We start from the raw sequence: 19,969 nt of genomic DNA on the forward strand, positions 1-19,969 counted from the left end.
AATAACTAGGGAAGGTTATGAAAAAAAATCTTATCGTTGCATCCATAGTCAGTTTGTTTTCAAGCAGTTATGCTTCTGCAAACGAACCTCTTCACTACTACATTATTGCGAGCCAAGCGCAACCTTTTCAAATCGAAACTGAGGGGTCATCTCACAGAGGAATTGTTTCAGATATTGTGGAAGCCGTGTTTGATGACAGCCAATATGAGATCAACTACCACACCTACCCTTTTAATCGAATGATCGACAAGCTCGATGCGAGAGAGAATCCAAACTGGGTTACCTATGGCAGCCCTAGTTGGGGGAATATTCAATCTTCGAACCTATCTGAAGACCCGATTTACAATGTAAAACACGTATTACTCAGCAGCGGTAAAAAGCCATTTGAGTTCAATACAATCGATGATCTCGATGGGAAAGCCGTCGTATTGCTGAAAGGATTTGAGTATCCGAACTTGGAACCTTATATCCAACAGGGCAAGCTCAACGAGATTCGAGTAAAAGATTACACTGCTGCGTTTCGTGTCCTGAACCGAGCACCTGGCGACACCGTGTTTGTGGAAATGGAATCACGAATCAAATACAACCTAAACGAACAAAAACTGAGTATTGATGATTACCAGATGCAAGAGTTTGGTTCTGTCATCAATAACTACCCTATCCATTTGGCGTTTGACCCTGAGATGGATCCTAAACTGCAAAGCTTCATCAACCAACGCCTAGACCAAATGAAAGACGATGGACAGCTTGACGACATCGTACAGAGTTACTTATAGCACCAGCGTAACTTAGAACTTAGCAACGGATAGCTTAGTCACGTACGTTAACTCTCGTTGATGCCTGACTCTCTAAAACCGAAAAGGCCGCCCTGCTTCATACTAGATAGCAGGGCGGCCTTTTAAATGCGTCTAAGGGGTAATCATAAGCATGCCGCTATCTGAATCGACGAATCAGTGCGAAGCAATTAAATGCAGTTGCTGAGTGCGAAGCTGGTGACGCACTGCCATCAGAATCTTACCCAAATGGTTCTCGCCGGTTCCATCGCCGCCATCGCCCCAGAAGTGGTCTTTGTGCGAATGTTCTTTGATCACCGAATCTCCGGTCTTGGTAAGAAACAGCGCAAACTGTGGATTCTGTCTGAACTTCTCCGTCACAATAAACTGCATCACTTCAACACGAATGTCATACCAATCTTCGCGAACTTGGTCTTCGTAGTCACGACTTAAAGAGAACGCTTCAGCAGGTGTACTGGCTTCCAAAATGGTATTACGTAGCGCTTCGGAGGCAAACTTCATCGCTTGATAATAATGTTCGCTGGTTGCCCAAACTTGATCACCTACCTTGATAGGACAAGCGGCAAAATTTGACAGGTATCCGTTCGGATCTTCGGGTTCGTAAAACAGCACTTCTTTAGCTTGAGCCACAGAATTAGACATAGCCTTCTCCTTACCAACGACATCGCATATTTTTGCTTTAACTTTAAAATTAGTGGCGTTGAATATGACTGTCAAACAACTTAGCTCAAGAGTATGCCATGTGCGTGTTTTTCATCTGAAAAGCGTAATATCAAAAGGGTTAGGCTAAACAGAACAGTGAGCCAAAGAATCAAGGAGTTGATTAAATCTGGATAGGAAACATGAAAAAACAATTATCAATCAAAGGGTGGCGTTGTGCCACCCTTCTAAATGCAATGGGGATTATTAGTGAATAAGACCTAGCTCCCTCGCTTCTTCCAGACTCAAACCGCTTTCTCTAATTTCTCTTAGAGTCTCGATACGACGACGAGCTTCAGCAGACTTCATTTTCTTTTCTGGTTTGAAAGATACTTCTTCTTCAGCATCCCACTTGTTTGCAATATTTGTCATTTCATCATGGTTGATAGAATTAATGGACATGTTTTCCTCCGAAAAGCACCATGTAATGGACAGGTAATCTGTAGCAAATGCTTTTTCGCTTGTTAAGAAATTCTGTACTGAAGTGTGATGATTCCGACGCTTCACAAAGCTAATTAATAAATGCCTCATTTAAACTTTGCCAAAGCCATTTTCTGCAATTATATTTAAAAAATTCCCCATAAGAAATGTGGTTTGATCCAACTCTCATTTTCCCCTCTTTCAATGCAATCAAATCCGTTAGCTTTCACATAGGCTAAGGCGAGATTTTCGGCTTAGCCGGAGAATCAGGCTGCGGGAAAAGCACCTGCGCACGATTGATGACCAAGGTTTACCCTGCGACAGAGGGAGAGATACTGTTCAAAGGCAGAGACATCTCTACGCTGAAAAGCCGTAAAGATGTCTTGGATTATCGCAGCCGTGTGCAAATGGTGTTTCAAGACCCCTTTGGTTCACTTAATCCCACTCACACCATTGAGCACCATTTAACGCGCCCACTTAAGATCCATAAACAGGTAGCCACTAAACAGGCTCTCACAGAACGCCTCAAAGAGTTATTAACGCTGGTGGAGTTACCCATCGAAACGCTCGCCAAATACCCGCACGAGCTCAGTGGAGGCCAAAGACAGAGGGTTAACCTAGCGAGAGCACTGGCCGTTGGCGCTGAGGTTATTCTTGCTGACGAACCCACCTCGATGTTGGACGTTTCGATTCGACTTGGCGTGTTGAACCTGATGCAAAAAATGAAGCAAGAGTTGGGGATTGGCTTTTTGTACATAACCCACGATCTTGCCACAGCACATTACATCGCAGAAGAGACAGCGGTTATGTACAAAGGACAGATCGTCGAATGGGGATCAACCCAGTCGATCTTAACCAATCCACGACACCCGTACACTAAGTTGTTGATCTCTGCCGTACCAGATCCCGATCTGCCATTTGGCGAACTCGTCAAAAATGAGCCAAACTATTCAATAGACGCTGATCGTATTCGAGAGCAGAGCAGTGAAATACAGCATGAAATCAAACAAGTTTCTGATAATCACTTTTTAAAACAGTGGGATAACGTTGCATGAATGAACTAGACACTTGGTTAGAGCGGATCGGAGATTGGTACAAAGACCGAAAGCATGATCAAGTGGACCGGTTAGAACCTTTGATCTTAACGCCTCCAGATGCGCTCTGGGGGCCATTGATCACAGATGAGCAGAGCAAAGGTATCGCATGTTGGCTAGACGGATGCCTGAGAATCTTTACTTTCTATCGCCACCTCGCGGATTCATCGAATCCGGAGTTGGCTTCGCAGGAGGCCAGCAGCTCAAGCCATCAAGATAAAGCCTACCAATACCTAATGTTTGCCTACAGTAAGCTGCAAGCGGTGTCATGTGACCCAAAATCAGAAGCAGGATTGCAAGAGTGGTGTACACAGCGGCTACAACACTTGTGTGTATTGGCTTTGGAGTTTACGAACCAACAGCAAGAACCACGTTGGAAAGCAGAGTCTGAAAAATTGATCGAGTCGCATGTACGCTTTATGGCAACCCATCCCCGAAACGATGATCAAGGCATTATTCAACGCCATCTCCACTGATCAAGCTCTTCTCGATCAAACATCAAATCAGAATCTCATCAGAGTTAGATCCGTAGAAAGCATGATCTGGCCTTGATCATGCTTCGGCATTTAACTCTGTAAGCTATTGAATTTTAATGATTGACTGAATTTTAGGCAAAAAAAAGCGAGTCCCTTAGGAACTCGCAAAAATCTATTCAGTATGATGTAACAAAATATGAGCCAATCTATTAATCATAAGAAAGGACAAAGGTTGTCTATTCGGGATAAATAATAATCAACTAGATGCGTTACTTTGTCATCACTTTGTCAGCGTTAGGTGCGATTTTAATCAGCACCTAATGTGTTCAAAACTATCCATTCAGCCACGGTAAAACAGGCTTATTGCGATAGGATAATCACTAGTGCCCAATCGCCATTTCATCGAGCGCAAGGAACACGTTTTCATCTAAATGGCCTTCATGAACTTGTTTACACACTTTACGACGCACCGCTAAGCCAGAGATCAAACGTTCAATGGACAGATGTCGATTGCTGGTGCTGTCACGGTCGTTGTAAAGCTCAATTAAGCGACTCAGTGTTTCGTATGGGATAACGTCCTCCCCTACTCTCAACCAATCAAGCTTCTCAATGAGCTCTGAGCACTCTTCTTTGATTGAGGCATGTGAGTGCCCTGTCATAGCAGATAAAGCCGTTATGCTGCGTTCTAGAGCCTCTGCAGAGGTATATTTAGAGAGAGTAATCATGATCTCATCAGCGTTGATCTCAACAGAGTGTTTACGCTGCTTAACTCGACGTCCCAATTTGCCTCTTGGCGACGGTGCTTTACGCTGAATTGGCTCAAACTCACCGTCGATAATCTCAGACAGCTCTTCCAGCTTCTGCTTAGACACCATCTCGTTACGAAGTGGGTTCGGCAGCGTTGGTGCCATATTACGCTTACCTGCGTTAGTGGTACGCGCTCTTGAGTAACGTAATACTTCTTCCACATTACATTTGATATCTACCTGATAATCGGTCGTTTTCCCTTTTTCGATCAACGCGGTGATCGTCAAGTGATAACCCCAAAGATTAACCAGGAAGGTATCTTCTTGATCCCCGGCTTCACCCAATTTTCTGAGCTCGCGGATCAGATCCATCGAGAAACGACGCCAATCGATGTTACGCGCCAATTTCTGGTTGAGCTCACTGAGCAACATGCTATCTGAATGGCGACGTGCCATGCGGCTTCTAAAGTACGAATACACTTGGAAAACCAAGGTATGTTGCTTCAGGATTTCTGGCGGAAATAGGAAGAAATAGTCACGCGTCAGCAGCTCTTCGTAGAACGAAGGTTCCCAAACCAGGATGTATAGGTTCGGTTTAATGCGAATTTCGCCGTCAGAGCCTTCTGTAGGCGCTTCTTCCGATGCGGTAATGGTTCTAGCTAAGAATCGGAAACGATCACTCTTAAAGCCTTCTGGCATGTTCTCACTAAGCCAACGACCTGTAAGCTCGTGCAGTTGGAAATCCGTGAATTCGATACGATCAATACTGTCGCGGATAGAATCACGTGCAGGGCCGCTGTCTTTCTTGCCACGTAAAGACAAAATATCAGTGATGTAGAGTGGTGTTTTGTTTGGCGTGTGTTTCGCGTCTAGATGGTAATCATCTTGGTGATGATCATGATATTGAACGGTGAGAGTGAATAACGCGAATAGCGTCATCAGATCGTCAACGGTCATGATATTTTTAGAAGATCTTGTCTCGATCACAGCTCGAGTACCAGAGATCGAAACCATGGATTTCTGGTAGCTCTTACGAGTTCTAGGTGGCGCTAACGCTTGATCAATAATCCCCGCCCAATTGGTTGGCGAAACAATGAATTGATCCGCTTCATCTTTCATCGTTGGTGGGGTATTCAACCCATGTTCATTCAGTAAGCGCTTGTTTACTTTGGTTTGAGCTAGGGCTTTAGAGCGCTTTTGCTTTTCATTTTGCTTCACGCTTTCTGTCACTAAGCTGGTGGCACCCAGCACCGATATCAATTGGTTTGGGTTCACAAAGCGATGCAACATGGTTTTACCAGCAAGGCCTTCTTCAAAGCGAACGGGGATTTGTTTGAACAATCCGATATTAACTGCAGCTCTCAGCCTTTGCTGTAAGGCTGCGCGAGTGACTTGACCATCGGTTGATTCAATAATCTCAGTGGTGGAAACGTACCCGTCTTTACTGCTAAACCCACGAAGTGAAATTAGGTTAAGAAGCTCAACTATGCTTTTGGTGACACCTTTGAAGTGTTGATATTGTTCTATCCATTCAACGGCTGTTTCAGATACCTCAAATAAATGACCATCTTTGTGGCTTCGTGCCTTAATTAACAATTTCTCTTCTGGTTTCATTTTTGATCCGTATCACACTAACCGTAATTTCACTATAGTTCCTGAATGATAAAGAAAGAATGATCATAAATAAAGATAATTTATTGGCTTTTAAATAACTGATCTTTTTGATTAATATGATCTTAAATGATTAAGTGATCTAATGATCTGGACGTAACTTTGCTTATAAGTAGCTGAATTTAAAGCATTAAAATAAACCGCCTTGGAAAGCATGATCATAAAGGTTCCGAAACTATGATCATTAAACTTAAGAAAGCATGATCACAGAACATCAGAACGATGATCATTAAGTCATTGTAAGCATGATCATTATTGGTTCGAAAGCATGATCATTATACTTATACAGCTTATCCACAGATCGGAATTCAACATCGGTTTCTAAGTCGCTTTTGACTTGTCTAAGTGGACACTTGTGGTGGCCAATCTATCGGAACAATGATCAAGAGAGCATACTTTTTTATCGTTCCTACCCTATTGAGTGCAAAATTTAGTCTGTATCCGCTGGAAATGGATTGCTTTGATGTATTTAGAGCGGGTGGGTCTTAACTAGGAAGCATGATCATGAAATTGTCATGTTTGTGTATTCTTGGTCTGTGTCGATTGAATTTTCAATCATTGAGCCCTTATAGGCGTTGAATCCCCATTCCAAAAGCATTTGTCCGTAACTTAGTTCATAAATTACATGCTTCCGGAACTATGTTTACTTGATCATTTTTCCGGAGGTTGATCATTTTCAATGTGCAGTTGCTCGGATCAATATTGCTCAGTTTACGCCTTGATCATGCTTCATAATTTGGCGTTATCAATTATCTTACACTGGATGTGCTCCATGATCATTCTTCCGGTTAGGTTCCAATCCTCTGTTGTTTTTTGACACCCCATCTTCTCTTCTGTTTTGAATTTTTTGGTCATTGAGTGTTTTTTAATTTTTATTGGATTGAAAATCTATAAATTCGAATGCAAATCACACCAACCGTAATCTACGGTTGTATTTCAATCGTTCCGAAGGTTTTTCGTTGAAATTCCATTTACATTGTAAATAAGTGATGCTGTAACATTTAAAATGTAGACTAGAAATAGCATGGTTATACATGATAGAAATAGTCATTTTTGTGTTTGTCTAAGGCGATGTTTCATCAAATTGTAAAAACGCGGTCTATTTTATGTGATTTTACTCATAAATGTATGTTCATGTTTTTGTTGTGTTTGTTGTTAATCGCTGTACAATTTGTACTTAGTTAATCATTACGGAAACTGGCAATGAAAAGAGAACAAACGATTGATAAGCTCTATCAGCTAGCCGAACAAACTCAACAAGTTCAGGCTGACCGAATTGAGATTATTTTGGAAGAGCGAAGTGATGAACATTTCCCTCCAATGTCTAAAGCTATGATGGAGACTCGTTCTGGTTTAACGCGTCGTAAGCTCGATGAAGCGATCACTAAACTTGAAGCTGATGGCCATCAGTTCACAAAGAACAACGCTAATCATTACTCGATTTCATTGACAGAAGCTCACATGTTGATGGACGCGGCAGAAGTGCCGAAGTTCCATGAACGTAAGCAGCACGCTGACAATAAGCCATGGATTATCAACGTACAAAACCAGAAGGGTGGTACGGGTAAATCAATGACAGCAGTTCACTTAGCCGCTTGTTTGTCTCTGAATTTGGATAAGCGCTACCGTATCTGTCTGATTGACTTGGACCCACAGGGCTCTTTGCGTCTGTTCCTAAATCCACAAATTAGTGGGGCAGAGCACGACAGCATCTATTCTGCCGTCGATATCATGTTGGACAACGTGCCTGAAGGCCAAGATGTCGATCTAGAGTTTCTTCGTAAGAACGTACTATTGCCAACTCAGTATCCAAACCTGAAGACAATTTCTGCTTTCCCAGAAGATGCGATGTTTAACGCTGAAGCGTGGCAAAGCCTTTCACAAGATCAGTCACTTGATATTGTTCGTCTGTTAAAAGAGAAGCTTATCGACAAAATCGCCGATGACTTCGATGTGATTATGATTGATACCGGCCCGCACGTTGACCCTCTAGTATGGAATGCAATGTACGCGTCGAACGCACTTCTGATTCCATGTGCAGCTAAGCGTTTGGATTGGGCTTCAACGGTTAACTTCTTCCAGCACTTACCAACGGTTTACGAAATGTTCCCGGATGATTGGAAAGGTCTCGAGTTTGTTCGTCTAATGCCAACCATGTTTGAAGACGACAACAAGAAACAGGTGTCAGTTCTGACGGAAATGAACTACCTGTTGAATGATCAAGTAATGATGGCAACCATTCCAAGAAGCCGTGCTTTTGAAACCTGTGCTGACACTTACAGCACGGTTTTCGATCTAACGGTAAGCGACTTTGAGGGCGGTAAGAAAACTCTAGCTGTTGCTCAAGACGCAGTACAAAAAAGTGCTCTAGAATTAGAGCGCGTATTACATAGCAACTGGCCTTCACTTAATCAGGGATAACAACAATGGCAATTAAAACATCTGACTTAAATGCAAAGCTATTTGGTAAAGCAAACAAACGTCGCGTAGCAACACCACAAGAAGCGCAAACAGCGGCAAAAGAACAGGCTCAAGTGATTGAGCTTTCTGTTGCTGGCGAAGATTTGGTTTCATTTGAATTGGTTCGAATTCCTGCGGCTGAAGTGGCAACTCGAACGGTTGTTTTTGAAGAGAATGCTCGTGAGCAATCTTTCTTAAACGAGCATGCGCTTTCTGATGTTCTTACAACATTGAAAGAACGTGGTCAGCAATACCCAGCAGTTGGTCGTAAGAACAAAGACGGTAAGATTGAAGTTCTTGATGGTAGCCGTCGTCGTATGTCATGTATTTTGGCTGACAAAGAGTTCCTAATCTATGTTGCTGAAAACATTAACGGCGAACACGCTAAATTCCTATCAGACGTAGCTAACGCTCATAAACCGCTTTCTCTTTATGAGAAGGGCAAAGAGATGCAAGCGAAGCTAGATAAAGGCGAAGCTGAAGACCAGAAAGCACTGGCGAAAATGTTCCAGTGCAGTGAAGCTTTGGTGAGTGGTGCATTGAAAGCAGCCGCTTTACCACTTGAATTGCTACAAGCTTACCCAAATGTGAGCGACCTTGGTCGTCCAACCATTGTTAAACTACACAAGCAGTTTGGTGGATTGACGAGTGAACAGCAGCAAACACTGCTGACTAAGTGTGATGCTTCTGAAGGTTTTGTATGGCAGCGTAGCGAAGCTCAAGGCGTAACTCGTCTAACCAAAGACGTGACAGAAACTTTGGAAGGTTGGATTCTTGAATTGGCGCCAGCGCCAGCGAAGAAAGCTTCTCCAAAAGTTGAGCTTATTAAGGGCCGCGCATCATACAGCCGCAAGGGTTCAAACTTGGCGTTGAACCTTAAGAAAGTTGATGATGCAACAATGGAAGAAATCCTCGCCTTCGTTCAATCGAAGCTCGACTAAGTCGACGACTTTTTATTACTCCTCTAAAGCCGCTTAATGCGGCTTTTTATTTGGCTGTGATAAACTGTGTTTAGATGAATCTGGACGCTAACTATGACAAACCCAACCAACACTTTTCTGCATACACTTTCTAATATCGCTCAACATAACGATCACCGTTACGGCGTGGTCTTTGATGGCGATTTTGATTGGCAAAACTCAGCTGTTTTTACCTTCCTTCAAGACTCACTCACTCCGAGCATCTTCCAGATTGGCGGTACGCCATTTGAAGGTGTGATTCATGCTCCAGTAAAAAAAGGCCAACAACTGCTTGGTCGTGAGTGCCAAGTTCTTGTTTGTGACTTTAGAGAGCAGTTTGATGCGAATGGTTTTAGTGCCGCGTTGGGTTCGTTAGTTGGTGGTGGGTTGTTGTTGGTGTTGCCGCCAAAAGTTAATGCCTCTGAAGATAGTGAAAGCTTTGGCCGACGTTGGTTAAAACGTCATTTCGATAAACTGATTTCTGTTTCACAACACAATGAAGCCGGCGATGTAGTTCAAGCAACTCACGCTCTTCCTCAGATGCAAAGCGCCCAAAACGGATTGGATAAATTTGAACAGCAAAACACGGCTGTTGAATTAGTCAAAAAAGTGGTGTCTGGACATCGTAAACGTCCTTTGATTCTCACTGCGGATAGAGGGCGTGGTAAAAGCTCGACATTGGGTATTGCCGCAGCGCAGCTGTTAGTTGAGCGTCACGGTTTTAATATTATTGTTACTGCACCTTCAGTGAAAGCGGTAGAGCCGGTATTTTCTCATGCTGGCCAAGGGTTAGAATCTTGCGAAGTGGTCAACGCTACTCACATTCGCCATCAAGGGGGAAGTTTGAGATTCGTCGCGCCAGATGAATTACTTAAATCCAAGCCCGATTGTGACCTTCTATTTGTTGACGAAGCGGCTACAATTCCAATTCCGATGCTTAAATCCATGGTCGACATCTATCACCGTATGGTTTTTTCGACCACGGTACACGGTTACGAAGGCAGTGGGCGAGGGTTCGGTATTAAGTTTGAGTCTTGGCTTTCTGAGCATCGTCCGGGGTGGAAAGGCTTTAAGCTCGAACAACCGATTCGTTGGAATAGCAACGATCCGCTAGAAGCTTGGTTGTTTGATTGCTTCCTACTTGGTAATGACGCATCAGTCACTGAATCGGCGGTTGATGAAATCGAAGGCTTTTCTGCTGACGCAATCAACCAATTAAACTTGGGCGAGTTATCAAAATCAGAATGCTTGGCTAATCCTGAGCAGCTACAACAATGTTTTTCTCTTCTCGTGGATGCGCACTATCAGACCTCGCCAAATGACTTAATGCAATTTCTCAACAATCCAGCAATCCGTTTATACGCCGCTTGGCAGCAAGATAAATGTTTAGGTTGTATGTTAGTGACGGAAGAGGGTGGTTTGGACAGCGAGTTGATTGCTCAAGTTCAACTCGGAAAACGCAGGCCTCAAGGTCACCTTGCCTCTGTATTACTGGCAAACCAATTTGGCTGTACTCAGGCGGCGACCAGTCGGTGCCTTCGAGTTATGCGCATTGCTGTTTCAGCACGTCATCAAGGTTTGGGTATTGGCCGTTGGATGTTGGCTCAGTTATCACAGCAAACCAGCCAAGCAGATTATCTGGCGACAAGCTTTGGCGCGACCAGCGAATTGATTTCTTTTTGGCGTGGTAGTGAATTTGAAGCTGTGCACATCGGCCACCAGCGAGATCAGGCCAGTGGCTGTCACTCGGTTCTGATGGTTAAGGCGCTTAACTCAAACTCTCAAGGCTGGATAAACCAAGTTCAAAATCACTTCGAGCGTAGCTACTGTTTTCTTGTTTCAGGTTCTTTGGTTTCACTTGAAACCGATATGGTGCGAGCTCTGCTGCCAAAGAGTGTTCACACCGTTAGTGAGTTTGAAACTCAGTTAGTTAGAAATTACGTGAACGGTGGCAACAGTTATGATGCGATCAGCTTCAGCGTACTGAACTTGATTCTACTCAGTAACGATCGAAACATAGGTATTTCTGACTTACTCATCGCAAAGGTTGTTCAGCAGAAAGAGTGGGGGACTTGTGTTGAACAGTTTAATCTTGTTGGTCGTAAACAAGCAGAGATTCAGTTTCGTAAAGATGTCGATGTTTTGCTAGCAAATTTACAGTGTAAATAGGCTAGCCATCATTTAAATAGACTGACCGCTACAAATTAGATTTACAGTGTAAATTAGAATCTTGGATTTACACTGTAAACTGAAGCTCCATATTCAAATCCGTTTTTACCCTGATTATCTGTTACATCACTTCTGTTTCATCTCTCCACTACAGCCTTTAATCTTCTAAAGCTATTCGCCTTTACTATCTAGCCCTACATCGAATCAACATTCAATCGCACGAAATATTCTGAAAAAATTTTCCTATGTATTTGTAAAGGCGAAGCAGATCATAAAATGTGTAAGTCTTATTTATGAGTCATGTTTGCAGAATCGAAAGTAAGTGATGTGACGCTGATTATTCTAATAATGTGATACTCAGCGCAGAATGAATTATATAGACTGAATAACAACTGAGTCATTAGGGATACTCAATTCGAATGTGGGATAACATCGTTACATTGTCGGAAGACAAGCAACAAGTAATGGCATGTCTGCCAACCGGGACTGTGGTTGACGCAAGCTTTGATAACAAGACGCTGCCACCAACCTTGGAAGCTTTGAATGCATCAAACTATTTTCTTTTCGAAGAAGAGGTGTTGCGTTTCGTTACTCTTGCTAAAGAAGGTAAGGGTGAAGCTTATGAAGGAATCTTGATTGCCGAAGTTCGAAATGCCACTGTTGCGGTCGAACTGTCTGATGATGAGATGTTGGCGAGTCTCGTGGTCACTGGTCCCTACAATGGACACCCGCTGCGTGGCAGCGACATCATTCAGTGTTTATCTCAAGCTCAAATAACAAAAGGAATAAATAAGTTAGCGCTCAGAAAGGTTCTGATGATGAGTAGCAAACTTAAGTCCGGTGAAAAGTTTACTCAGCCCGTAGCTAAAGGGACACAACCAGTAAAAGGTAAAGACGCTAAGTTTGCCGCTTTGGTTGAAGACATTACTCGCCAAGTCTTGAAGCCTCGCAGCAAAGACGAAGGCAAGATTGATATGCGAGACTTGGGACAAACCATTACCGTTGGTCAAAATGATCACTTAATGAAACGTACCCCCGCTACCAAAGGTATCGCTGGCTTTACCGTTCAAGGCCGAATTATCCCACCGCTTCCTGGACAAGACAGTTTAATCAAGCCTGGAAAGGGCACCTACATCTCCCCTGAAGATCCCAATTTACTACTCGCCTCACACCCTGGATTGCCCATCATTAAAGATCGAACCATCGAAGTGGATGACGCCTTATGTGTCAGCAACGTCGATGTCTCAACTGGGCACGTTAAATTTAAAGGTAATGTGTTTGTCTCTGGCAACATCGAGCCGGGTATGATCGTCAAGGCGACCGGAAGTGTTACGGTTGGTGGCTTTATCGAATCGGCCGAAGTTCAAGCCCAGGGGGATATCAAAGTCGCCAAAGGCATTATCGGCCACACGACTAAAGAGAGTGAGCCAAAAAGTTGTAAAGTACTTAGCAAAGGTTCTATCACCGCAAGTTACGCACAGAATGCTGAGCTACAAACGGCCAATGACCTTCGACTTGGTGTGCACAGTATGAGTAATGACATTCGCTGTGGTAACAACCTTATCGTGATGGACAGTTTGAAAAAACACGGCACGCTCAGCGGTGGTGAAGCCAAAGTCGGCGGAAAGGTCGAATGTGTCTTCTTAGGCGTTGAGGGAGATACCGCCACCAAGGTACATGGTTTTGCGCGCTACGATGGCTACCGCCAAAAGATAGCCGAGCTGAAGGAAACTTATAAACATACGCAAGAGCAAACCATGGGTGTAATTCGCCAAGAGTTAGAATTTAAGAAGCGCCCGAAAGCCGAGAGAAGCGAAGAGCAAGCCCTAGAAATTGAGCAGCAACGTGAGAAGAATAACCTCGCAATTGAAAACACAAAGTCGCAGTTAGATACACTCGAAGCAGAGTTTGAAACCAATCTTGCTGAATGCACGGTAGAGGTACACGAAAAAGTGTATACCCGAGTGACGATTCAATTTGGTGATGAGACAGTCACAACCAAGCGGACCCACGGCGGAAGTGTTTTCTCATTCAACCAATACGAGATCCAATGTTCGTTTAAGATGGAGCAAGAGGATATTGCTTTGTAGACTTTTGTGCTGAACACAAAGTGACGTATTGTCTAGGTGTCGATACTGACAAATAGAAAAAGGGGAGTTGATGCTCCCCTTTTGCTTTCTACTGATAATGATTTATTTAGGTGGATTGCGCGTTTTAGCTAACCGCTCTCACTCGGCCTTGTTTAAGGTCTGAAAGAACCTGTGCTTTAGGACCATCTGCAATGATGCAGCCTTTCTCCATTACGATCACTCGATCGACAATGTCCAACATCGACGTTTTGTGTGTAATCAGAATTAACGTCTCGCTTGGTAGCAATTGGTTAAGTTGGTGTTTGATGTGCATCTCTGAACGGTTATCCATAGCACTGGTCGGCTCATCCATCAACAACACTGGCGGACGGCCAAGGAAGGCTCTAGCAATGGCAATTGACTGACGTTGACCACCAGACAGCAAGGCACCACCTTCACCCACTTGGCGTTCCAAACCTGCAGGATCTTGTTGAGTAAACGCGGTTACCCCTGCACGGTTTGCTGCATCCATCACGTCACGGTCATCCACCAAAGGACGACCTAAAGTAATGTTGTCTCTTACTGAACCGTAGAACAGGTTACTGTCTTGCGGAACACAACCTATATTGCGTCGTACGTCGACATGATGCAGTTGCTCCATATCCGTTTCATCAATACGTACATGGCCTTCTGTGGGCTTGTACAGGCCCATAATCAGACGTTCTAGTGTGGTTTTACCTGAACCAATACGACCAATGATTGCTACTTTCTCACCAGGACTAATATTGAGGGTTAAGTCTCTAATTGAAGCCACTGGTGAATCTGGGTAGTGGAACGTCACTTTATCTAGCGCGATATGGCCCTGAATAATCGGACGGTGAATGTAGCGTTTACCTTCTTCTTGTTCATCAGGCATCGACATCACTTGCTCAATCAGAGTCATTGATGACTTTGCTTGGTTGTAACGAGTCGAAAGCAAAGACAGCTGAACAAGCGGGCCAATCGCTCGGCCGCTCAACATGGTTGCTGCGATCAAGCCACCCATCGTAAGTTCACCTTCTGCAATTAGATACACGCCAAAGATGATCATACCAACGTTAGTACTTTGCTGAACAAAGCCGGCGGTGTTTTGGATGCTGTCAGTGATGCGTCGGCTTTTGATATTCCAATTCGCCATGTGAGCAACGGCTTCTTCCCAACGGAATTGGAATTGACTTTGCGCGCTGAACAGCTTAACCGTCTCTAACCCTGCCAAACTCTCAATCAAGTTTGCGTACTTCTGCGAAGCAAGACGAGAGCCTTCTTCAATGGTGCGGCGCAGTGGGCCTTGGATTAGCAATGCATAGACGATCAAAATGACCACGCCAGCAACGGGAACGAATACAAGGTTTCCAGCCATTAGCCAAATTAGCGCTAAGAACATCAGTGCGAACGGTAAGTCGATTAACGAGCCAATGGTTGCAGAGGTAAAGAATTCACGAATGGATTCGAACTCTTGCAAGTTTTTAGCGAAAGCACCGACGGAAGCAGGCTTCGCTTCCATACGAATCCCCAGTACTTTACTGAACAGCTTGGAGGAAATGAGAATATCGGATTTCTTACCGGCAACATCAATGAAGTAGCTTCGCATCAATTTGAGCAGCAAATCGAATAGGAACACGACAAAGATACCACTCGCTAGCACCCACAAAGTTTCAAAGGCGAGGTTAGGGACTACTTTGTCGTACACCAAGCGAGTGAACATCGGCGCGGCAATTGCGAAGATGTTGATCAGAATCGAGGCGATCAACACATCTCGGTAGATGTTTTTAGATTCCCAAATCGTGCTCCAAAACCAATGCCCTTTACGTGTTTTTAGAACCTCTGGTGAACGTTCATCATAGCGGAACTGTTTCTTTACCAAGAAGTAGCGGCCGATGAATTGTTCTTTCAGCTCTTCGACAGGAATGATGATTGGCACCATTCCGCTTTCTGCAGTAATGATTTCCGCTTCTTGCTTCTCTAAATCAATGCTGTTGAGAACGCACGCCTCGCCTTGTTTAAGCAGTAAGACAGCAGGCAGTATCAGGTGAGGAATCTTTTCTAAGTCGGAACGGTTTTCTTTTGCCACCAATCCTGCTCGTTCAGCAGAACGAGGGAATAGGAAAGGGGTTAGCTTTCCGTCTGATAGTGGTAGCCCATTGATCAACGCTTCGGGCGAGTTAGCTAACCCGTAATACCGGCTAACGTAGATCAGTGAGTTCAATAGTGGATCTTGCATGTGATATAACCCTTACAACTATTTATCAACAATGAAGCCTTGGAACACTTCTACGTAGTTATCAGACAGGATATCTAGCTGAGTCTGAGTTTCTATTCGAGACGCGATGGTGGTGACGCCTAGGTTGTGAGCGGTTCTAGAGATCGATGTTAAGGTGAACTTCTGTTTTTCGTCATCAAGGTTATGTGTGAACAGGTAATCTAGTTTCACATAACTTGGACGGTATTCGTTGATGTAATCCAGTGATTGGAAGTTACGTCCGTAGTTATCGACACCAAACACCGCTTCAGCGTTGCGAATGGTGTTACACAATAGTGCCGTGTAGTGCGGAACGTTGATGAAGCAGTTTTCTGGAATCTCAAAGTGCAACAGGTGAGCGATTGAAGCATTCTGTTCAAGCGTCTTACCGATCCAACGGATGAAGCTTGGTTGAGATATACTGCTTGGCGAGAGATTAATAGCGACTGGGCTGGTTACTTCTTTTGCATTGAGCTTTTCAACCATCTTCTCAATAACGTATTGGTCGAGAATGTGGCTCATTTCAAGCTGTTCTAGCGCGTATAGATACTGGTTAGCACCGTAACGCACGCCATCTTTTTCAATCGCAGAGAACACCTCTTGGTGATACGTTTTACCAAAGGCATTGTTTGCAGCCTGCAAACGGAAGGTAATGAGGTCGTTGATGATCGCTTCTTCAACCAACATACGCCATTGTTGTTTGCCCATCACTGCGCCGTGATCGTCTGCGGTTACGTAGCCGTAAGCAAGTTCTCGATTCGCCTTGGCACTTGAGAGTGCGTTATCCACCAGCGACATGATTTCAGTACTGGTTTTACGCTTGTTGCTGTAGGTCACACCAAGAGCAATATGTGGATTCGCAGTGCCTGTTGGGTCTGAACCTAGGCTCTGGATACAGTTTACGATGCTGCTCGCGACAAGTTTCAGTTCGCTCTCATCAATGTTTGGCATGATGAAACCGAACTCGTCACTAGAAATACGAGCGATGGTGATATCTGGAGATGAAATTGAAGCTTGCAGCTGTTCAGCCAGTTGATGAACCAAGGCATCACCTTCTTGATAGCCCTTTTCATCGTACTCTTCACTGATAAACTCCGCTTTAAGTACCGCTAAACCACCTAAGCTCGACTCCTCTAACCATTGAGTTAACTGAGACATGTAGTAAGCACGGTTACCTAGCTGAGATACAGGGTCGATATATGCTCTTTCACGTAACTTCTGAGCTTCTTTCGCTTGGTTTTTAAATGCCAGTTCAACTTGAGTCGACATGTGGTTGATACCATCGACAACCAAGGTGAGATCTTTTGTCTTTGGACGAGCCAGAGGTTCGCCAAACTGATTCTTGGCGATCTGATCCATCTTGGTAATGATCAACGAGAGCGGGCGTAAAGCGCGCTTAAGGATCCAAGAGATAGACACCAAACCGAGCAAGAAGATCGTGCCAAATATGCTCAGTAAGCGGATGAATGCTTGCCAAAGTTGATCGTAGGCAGGGCCTGGGTGACTTACGATCTCGACCTCGGCCAATTGCATCCAGCCACTGGTGATCACGCGGCGGTCATGAACAGGCTCGAACAGGTTTAGGTTGGTAAACCACTCTGGTACGCCAGTTGGCTTTACAGGGTATGAGCGGAGAATGTCTTCACCGCTATCGAGAAAGATCAATCGAACGACTGAGTAAGAACTGCCATCAAACAGGGCGTTGATAACAGACTCCACTGCCACCTTGTCCTTTTCTTCTAGGTAAGGGGCGAGAGCCAGTCCAACAGTATTAATGGTATTACTTACCTCAGAGCGTTGCTGCTCCTCTAAGTATCCACGGGTGGTATTGAATTCGATCATAAAAACTGACGTCATCAGCAGTATGAACACTGCAACCATCCCGACCACAAGCTGTTTATATAAAGTCATTGTACCTACTCATCGTAATTGATAATGGGTTTGTTTAATTTTAGAGAGCGCTCACGTGAACGTAAGTCGTTCCATAAGCTCAATCTTGAAGATTTCCCTGCCAACTTGCCGCTGCCTGCTGCCGACTTGATCAACCAAAGGTTTTTACCGTTAAAACTGTAAATTGGTCTTAGATCTGGGCGTTTGGAACCGCGTTTAATTTCAGGGTTTAAGTTGTCCAAAATTAATGGCTCTGCACTCGGTGTTGAGTAGTAAGCTAACACCATGTGGAACTGGTTTAGTTCCAGTGCTTTTACGTACACTAATCGTAATTTCTTATCTGGGACGCCCAGTTCAAGCAAAGAGAAGTATTTTGCGATTGTGAAGTCTTCACAATCACCGGCGTTGCTGCCTAAAAATTCCAGTGGTGTTGCCCAGTAATCATTCTTTCCCCACAGTATGTTGTCATCGACAAAGTACATCTGGTTGAAGAACTGGTTCACCGACCTGAGCTTCTCTTTTTCACTTAATCCGTCGTATGACGTCATATTTGAGCGCCATGTTGCCACTCGCTTTCCGGCTCTATCGCCGTAGGTTTTGGTCACTGCATCTATCCACCGTTGGTCGCTCTTGTTGAGCGCCACAGAGGTGAAAGAGGTGAGGACCAGCAGCAATAGCGAAATCCGAGACTTCATAGCCTCTGCTCTTGTCTATTTGCTGTGTATTGAAAGGCGTTATCAAACATCAAACGTCATTACTCTTTTAGTGCATTGTTTTGAGCGCTTAATAGTGGCTTCAACATGTACTCAAGCACGGTTCTTTTACCCGTGATGATATCGACAGAGGCGGTCATACCTGGAATGATTGGCAACTCTTCGTTCTGTCCAAAATTGTGTTTTTCGGTGCGCACGCGCACGATATAGAAGCTATTGCCTTCTTCATCTTGAGTGGTATCGGCACTGATGTGCTCTAACACGCCTTCTAGACCACCGTACTTAGTGAAGTCATAAGCACTGAATTTAACGATGGCAGTCAATTCTGGGCGTAGGAACGCGATATCTTGCGGGGCGATTTTCGCTTCAACCAATAGAGAGTCTTCTGTTGGTACAATCTCAACGATGTCCATACCCGGTTGGATAACCCCGCCGACAGTATTAATACCCAATGTTTTAACTGTGCCTGTTACAGGAGAAACCACCACGGTACGGTTTACTCTGTCTTCTAGGCCAACGGCAGATTCGGTCATTGCAGAGAGCTTGTCTTGGGCTTGATTGAGTTTTTCTTGTTGTTCGGAGCGGAAGTTCAGTGCGGCGTCAATACGGCTGAGCATGGATTCTTTGATTGCTGAGCGTAAAAGAGGAATTTTTAGCTCGCTCGAAGTCATTTCTCGGCGAGTGTCGTTCACTTGTCTTTGCAGTTTAAGTAATTCAATTCGTGGTACCACCCCTTCATCGGCGAGAGGTTTGGTGATATCCAGTTCTTGGCGAGCAAACTGGTAGCTCTGTTTTAGGTTTCGAACACGCGCTTTAATCTCAACTAGGTCTTGCTGTTTCTGTTCAACTTGTTGATCAAAAACGGAAAGCTGGTTTCTCAGATTATTGAGATCTTGACGGTATTCTGCTTTTTGACGATTAACCAGTTGAGGTTGAAGTTCATAGAATTTAGGTGGGAACGCAAGCTTGCCATAATCGAGAGTGACACTTTTCTTCCATTCTTTTTCAGAGAATTCTTCATTGATGACAACACTGGTCAGGGAAGCGGAAAGCATTAACACGTTGGCGGTCAAGTTCGCGACTTGTTGTTCACGTTCGCGGAAATCAGAACGGAATCGTGTATCATCGATTAACAGCAGTTGTTGACCTTTTTGAACGCGTTGGCCTTCTTTAACTAAGATTTCTTTAACCAAGCCACCTTCAAGGTTTTGTACCACTTGGATCTGAGAGGAGGGGATCACTTTGCCTTGGCCAACGGTAACTTTGTCGATCTCTGCCCATGCAGACCACCCAATAGCAGCAATAAAAAACAGAACGATCACCCACAACATAATTCGCGCACTGGTGGGCGTATTGAGGAGTAGTGCCGCTGTTTTATCATCGACATACTCAAGCTCGGTCTCGTTCAATTTGCTGAAATTTTTCTGACTCATAACAGTCCTTGTTCGCTAAATAAAAGTGCAAGCCTATTGAGTGTATTCTTACTTTTGATAAATGTTAAGATTTTGCTCATTTAAATCTTTGAATTTAT

13 protein-coding genes and 1 pseudogene are annotated in these 19,969 nt (G+C 44.2%); 7 read left to right on the forward strand and 7 right to left on the reverse strand.

Annotated elements, in window-relative coordinates; all coding sequences use genetic code 11:
* Positions 1-17 precede the first annotated feature (17 nt).
* Positions 18-776 carry a substrate-binding periplasmic protein gene (locus A136_RS07720; RefSeq protein WP_017065137.1) on the forward strand — a complete coding sequence of 253 codons (759 nt, stop codon included), beginning with the start codon at positions 18-20 and terminating at the stop codon, positions 774-776.
* Positions 777-950: 174 nt separating this feature from the next.
* Here A136_RS07720 and A136_RS07725 read toward each other — a convergent pair whose 3' ends face one another.
* Together A136_RS07725 and A136_RS07730 are read right to left on the reverse strand one after the other, a co-directional pair.
* The gene (locus tag A136_RS07725; protein WP_032546895.1) at positions 951-1,511 is read right to left on the reverse strand and encodes an NADAR family protein; all 561 of its coding nucleotides are present in this window, start codon (positions 1,509-1,511) and stop codon (positions 951-953) included.
* A 189-nt stretch (positions 1,512-1,700) separates the two neighbouring features.
* Positions 1,701-1,895 carry a hypothetical protein gene (locus A136_RS07730; protein ID WP_017061218.1) on the reverse strand — a complete coding sequence of 65 codons (195 nt, stop codon included), beginning with the start codon at positions 1,893-1,895 and terminating at the stop codon, positions 1,701-1,703.
* A 185-nt stretch (positions 1,896-2,080) separates the two neighbouring features.
* Between A136_RS07730 and A136_RS07735 the strand changes: the two are divergent.
* A pseudogene (locus A136_RS07735) lies at positions 2,081-2,968 on the forward strand (ABC transporter ATP-binding protein).
* Positions 2,965-3,483 carry a hypothetical protein gene (locus A136_RS07740; protein WP_017061216.1) on the forward strand — a complete coding sequence of 173 codons (519 nt, stop codon included), beginning with the start codon at positions 2,965-2,967 and terminating at the stop codon, positions 3,481-3,483. Before A136_RS07735 ends, A136_RS07740 begins: the two are co-directional and overlap by 4 nt.
* Positions 3,484-3,863: 380 nt before the next feature.
* Here the strand turns inward: A136_RS07740 and A136_RS07745 are convergent, their stop codons facing one another.
* Positions 3,864-5,843, reverse strand: coding sequence for a replication initiator protein RctB domain-containing protein (locus tag A136_RS07745; protein ID WP_017065140.1), 1,980 nt, complete (start codon positions 5,841-5,843; stop codon positions 3,864-3,866).
* A 1,260-nt stretch (positions 5,844-7,103) separates the two neighbouring features.
* On the opposite strand from A136_RS07745, the gene A136_RS07750 reads away from it, so the two are divergent.
* The 4 genes from A136_RS07750 (at position 7,104) to A136_RS07765 (ending at position 13,578) form a co-directional block, all read left to right on the forward strand.
* The gene (locus A136_RS07750) at positions 7,104-8,321 is read left to right on the forward strand and encodes a ParA family protein (protein ID WP_017061213.1); all 1,218 of its coding nucleotides are present in this window, start codon (positions 7,104-7,106) and stop codon (positions 8,319-8,321) included.
* A 5-nt stretch (positions 8,322-8,326) separates the two neighbouring features.
* Complete coding sequence (locus tag A136_RS07755) at positions 8,327-9,301, forward strand: ParB/RepB/Spo0J family partition protein (RefSeq protein ID WP_017065141.1); 975 nt, start codon at positions 8,327-8,329, stop codon at positions 9,299-9,301.
* 93 nt (positions 9,302-9,394) lie between these two features.
* The gene (locus A136_RS07760; RefSeq protein ID WP_017065142.1) at positions 9,395-11,488 is read left to right on the forward strand and encodes a GNAT family N-acetyltransferase; all 2,094 of its coding nucleotides are present in this window, start codon (positions 9,395-9,397) and stop codon (positions 11,486-11,488) included.
* Between the two features lie 419 nt (positions 11,489-11,907).
* Positions 11,908-13,578, forward strand: coding sequence for a DUF342 domain-containing protein (locus A136_RS07765; RefSeq protein ID WP_017065143.1), 1,671 nt, complete (start codon positions 11,908-11,910; stop codon positions 13,576-13,578).
* 124 nt (positions 13,579-13,702) lie between these two features.
* Here A136_RS07765 and A136_RS07770 read toward each other — a convergent pair whose 3' ends face one another.
* Genes A136_RS07770 through A136_RS07785 form a run of 4 tightly spaced genes read right to left on the reverse strand, consistent with a single transcriptional unit; the run spans position 13,703 to position 19,871 of the window.
* Positions 13,703-15,817: a type I secretion system permease/ATPase gene (locus tag A136_RS07770; protein WP_017065144.1), complete on the reverse strand. Its 2,115-nt coding sequence runs from the start codon at positions 15,815-15,817 to the stop codon at positions 13,703-13,705.
* Positions 15,818-15,835: 18 nt separating this feature from the next.
* Positions 15,836-17,746 (reverse strand): bifunctional diguanylate cyclase/phosphodiesterase, encoded by a 1,911-nt coding sequence (locus A136_RS07775; protein WP_017061208.1) that lies wholly within the window; start codon positions 17,744-17,746, stop codon positions 15,836-15,838.
* A 5-nt stretch (positions 17,747-17,751) separates the two neighbouring features.
* Positions 17,752-18,420: a transglutaminase-like cysteine peptidase gene (locus tag A136_RS07780; protein WP_019823329.1), complete on the reverse strand. Its 669-nt coding sequence runs from the start codon at positions 18,418-18,420 to the stop codon at positions 17,752-17,754.
* 59 nt (positions 18,421-18,479) lie between these two features.
* Positions 18,480-19,871 carry an HlyD family type I secretion periplasmic adaptor subunit gene (locus A136_RS07785; RefSeq protein WP_017061206.1) on the reverse strand — a complete coding sequence of 464 codons (1,392 nt, stop codon included), beginning with the start codon at positions 19,869-19,871 and terminating at the stop codon, positions 18,480-18,482.
* Positions 19,872-19,969 lie beyond the last annotated feature (98 nt).

Origin of the sequence: Vibrio crassostreae 9ZC13, from assembly GCF_000272045.2 — a bacterium.
In the GTDB taxonomy this organism is placed as follows: domain Bacteria; phylum Pseudomonadota; class Gammaproteobacteria; order Enterobacterales; family Vibrionaceae; genus Vibrio; species Vibrio crassostreae_C.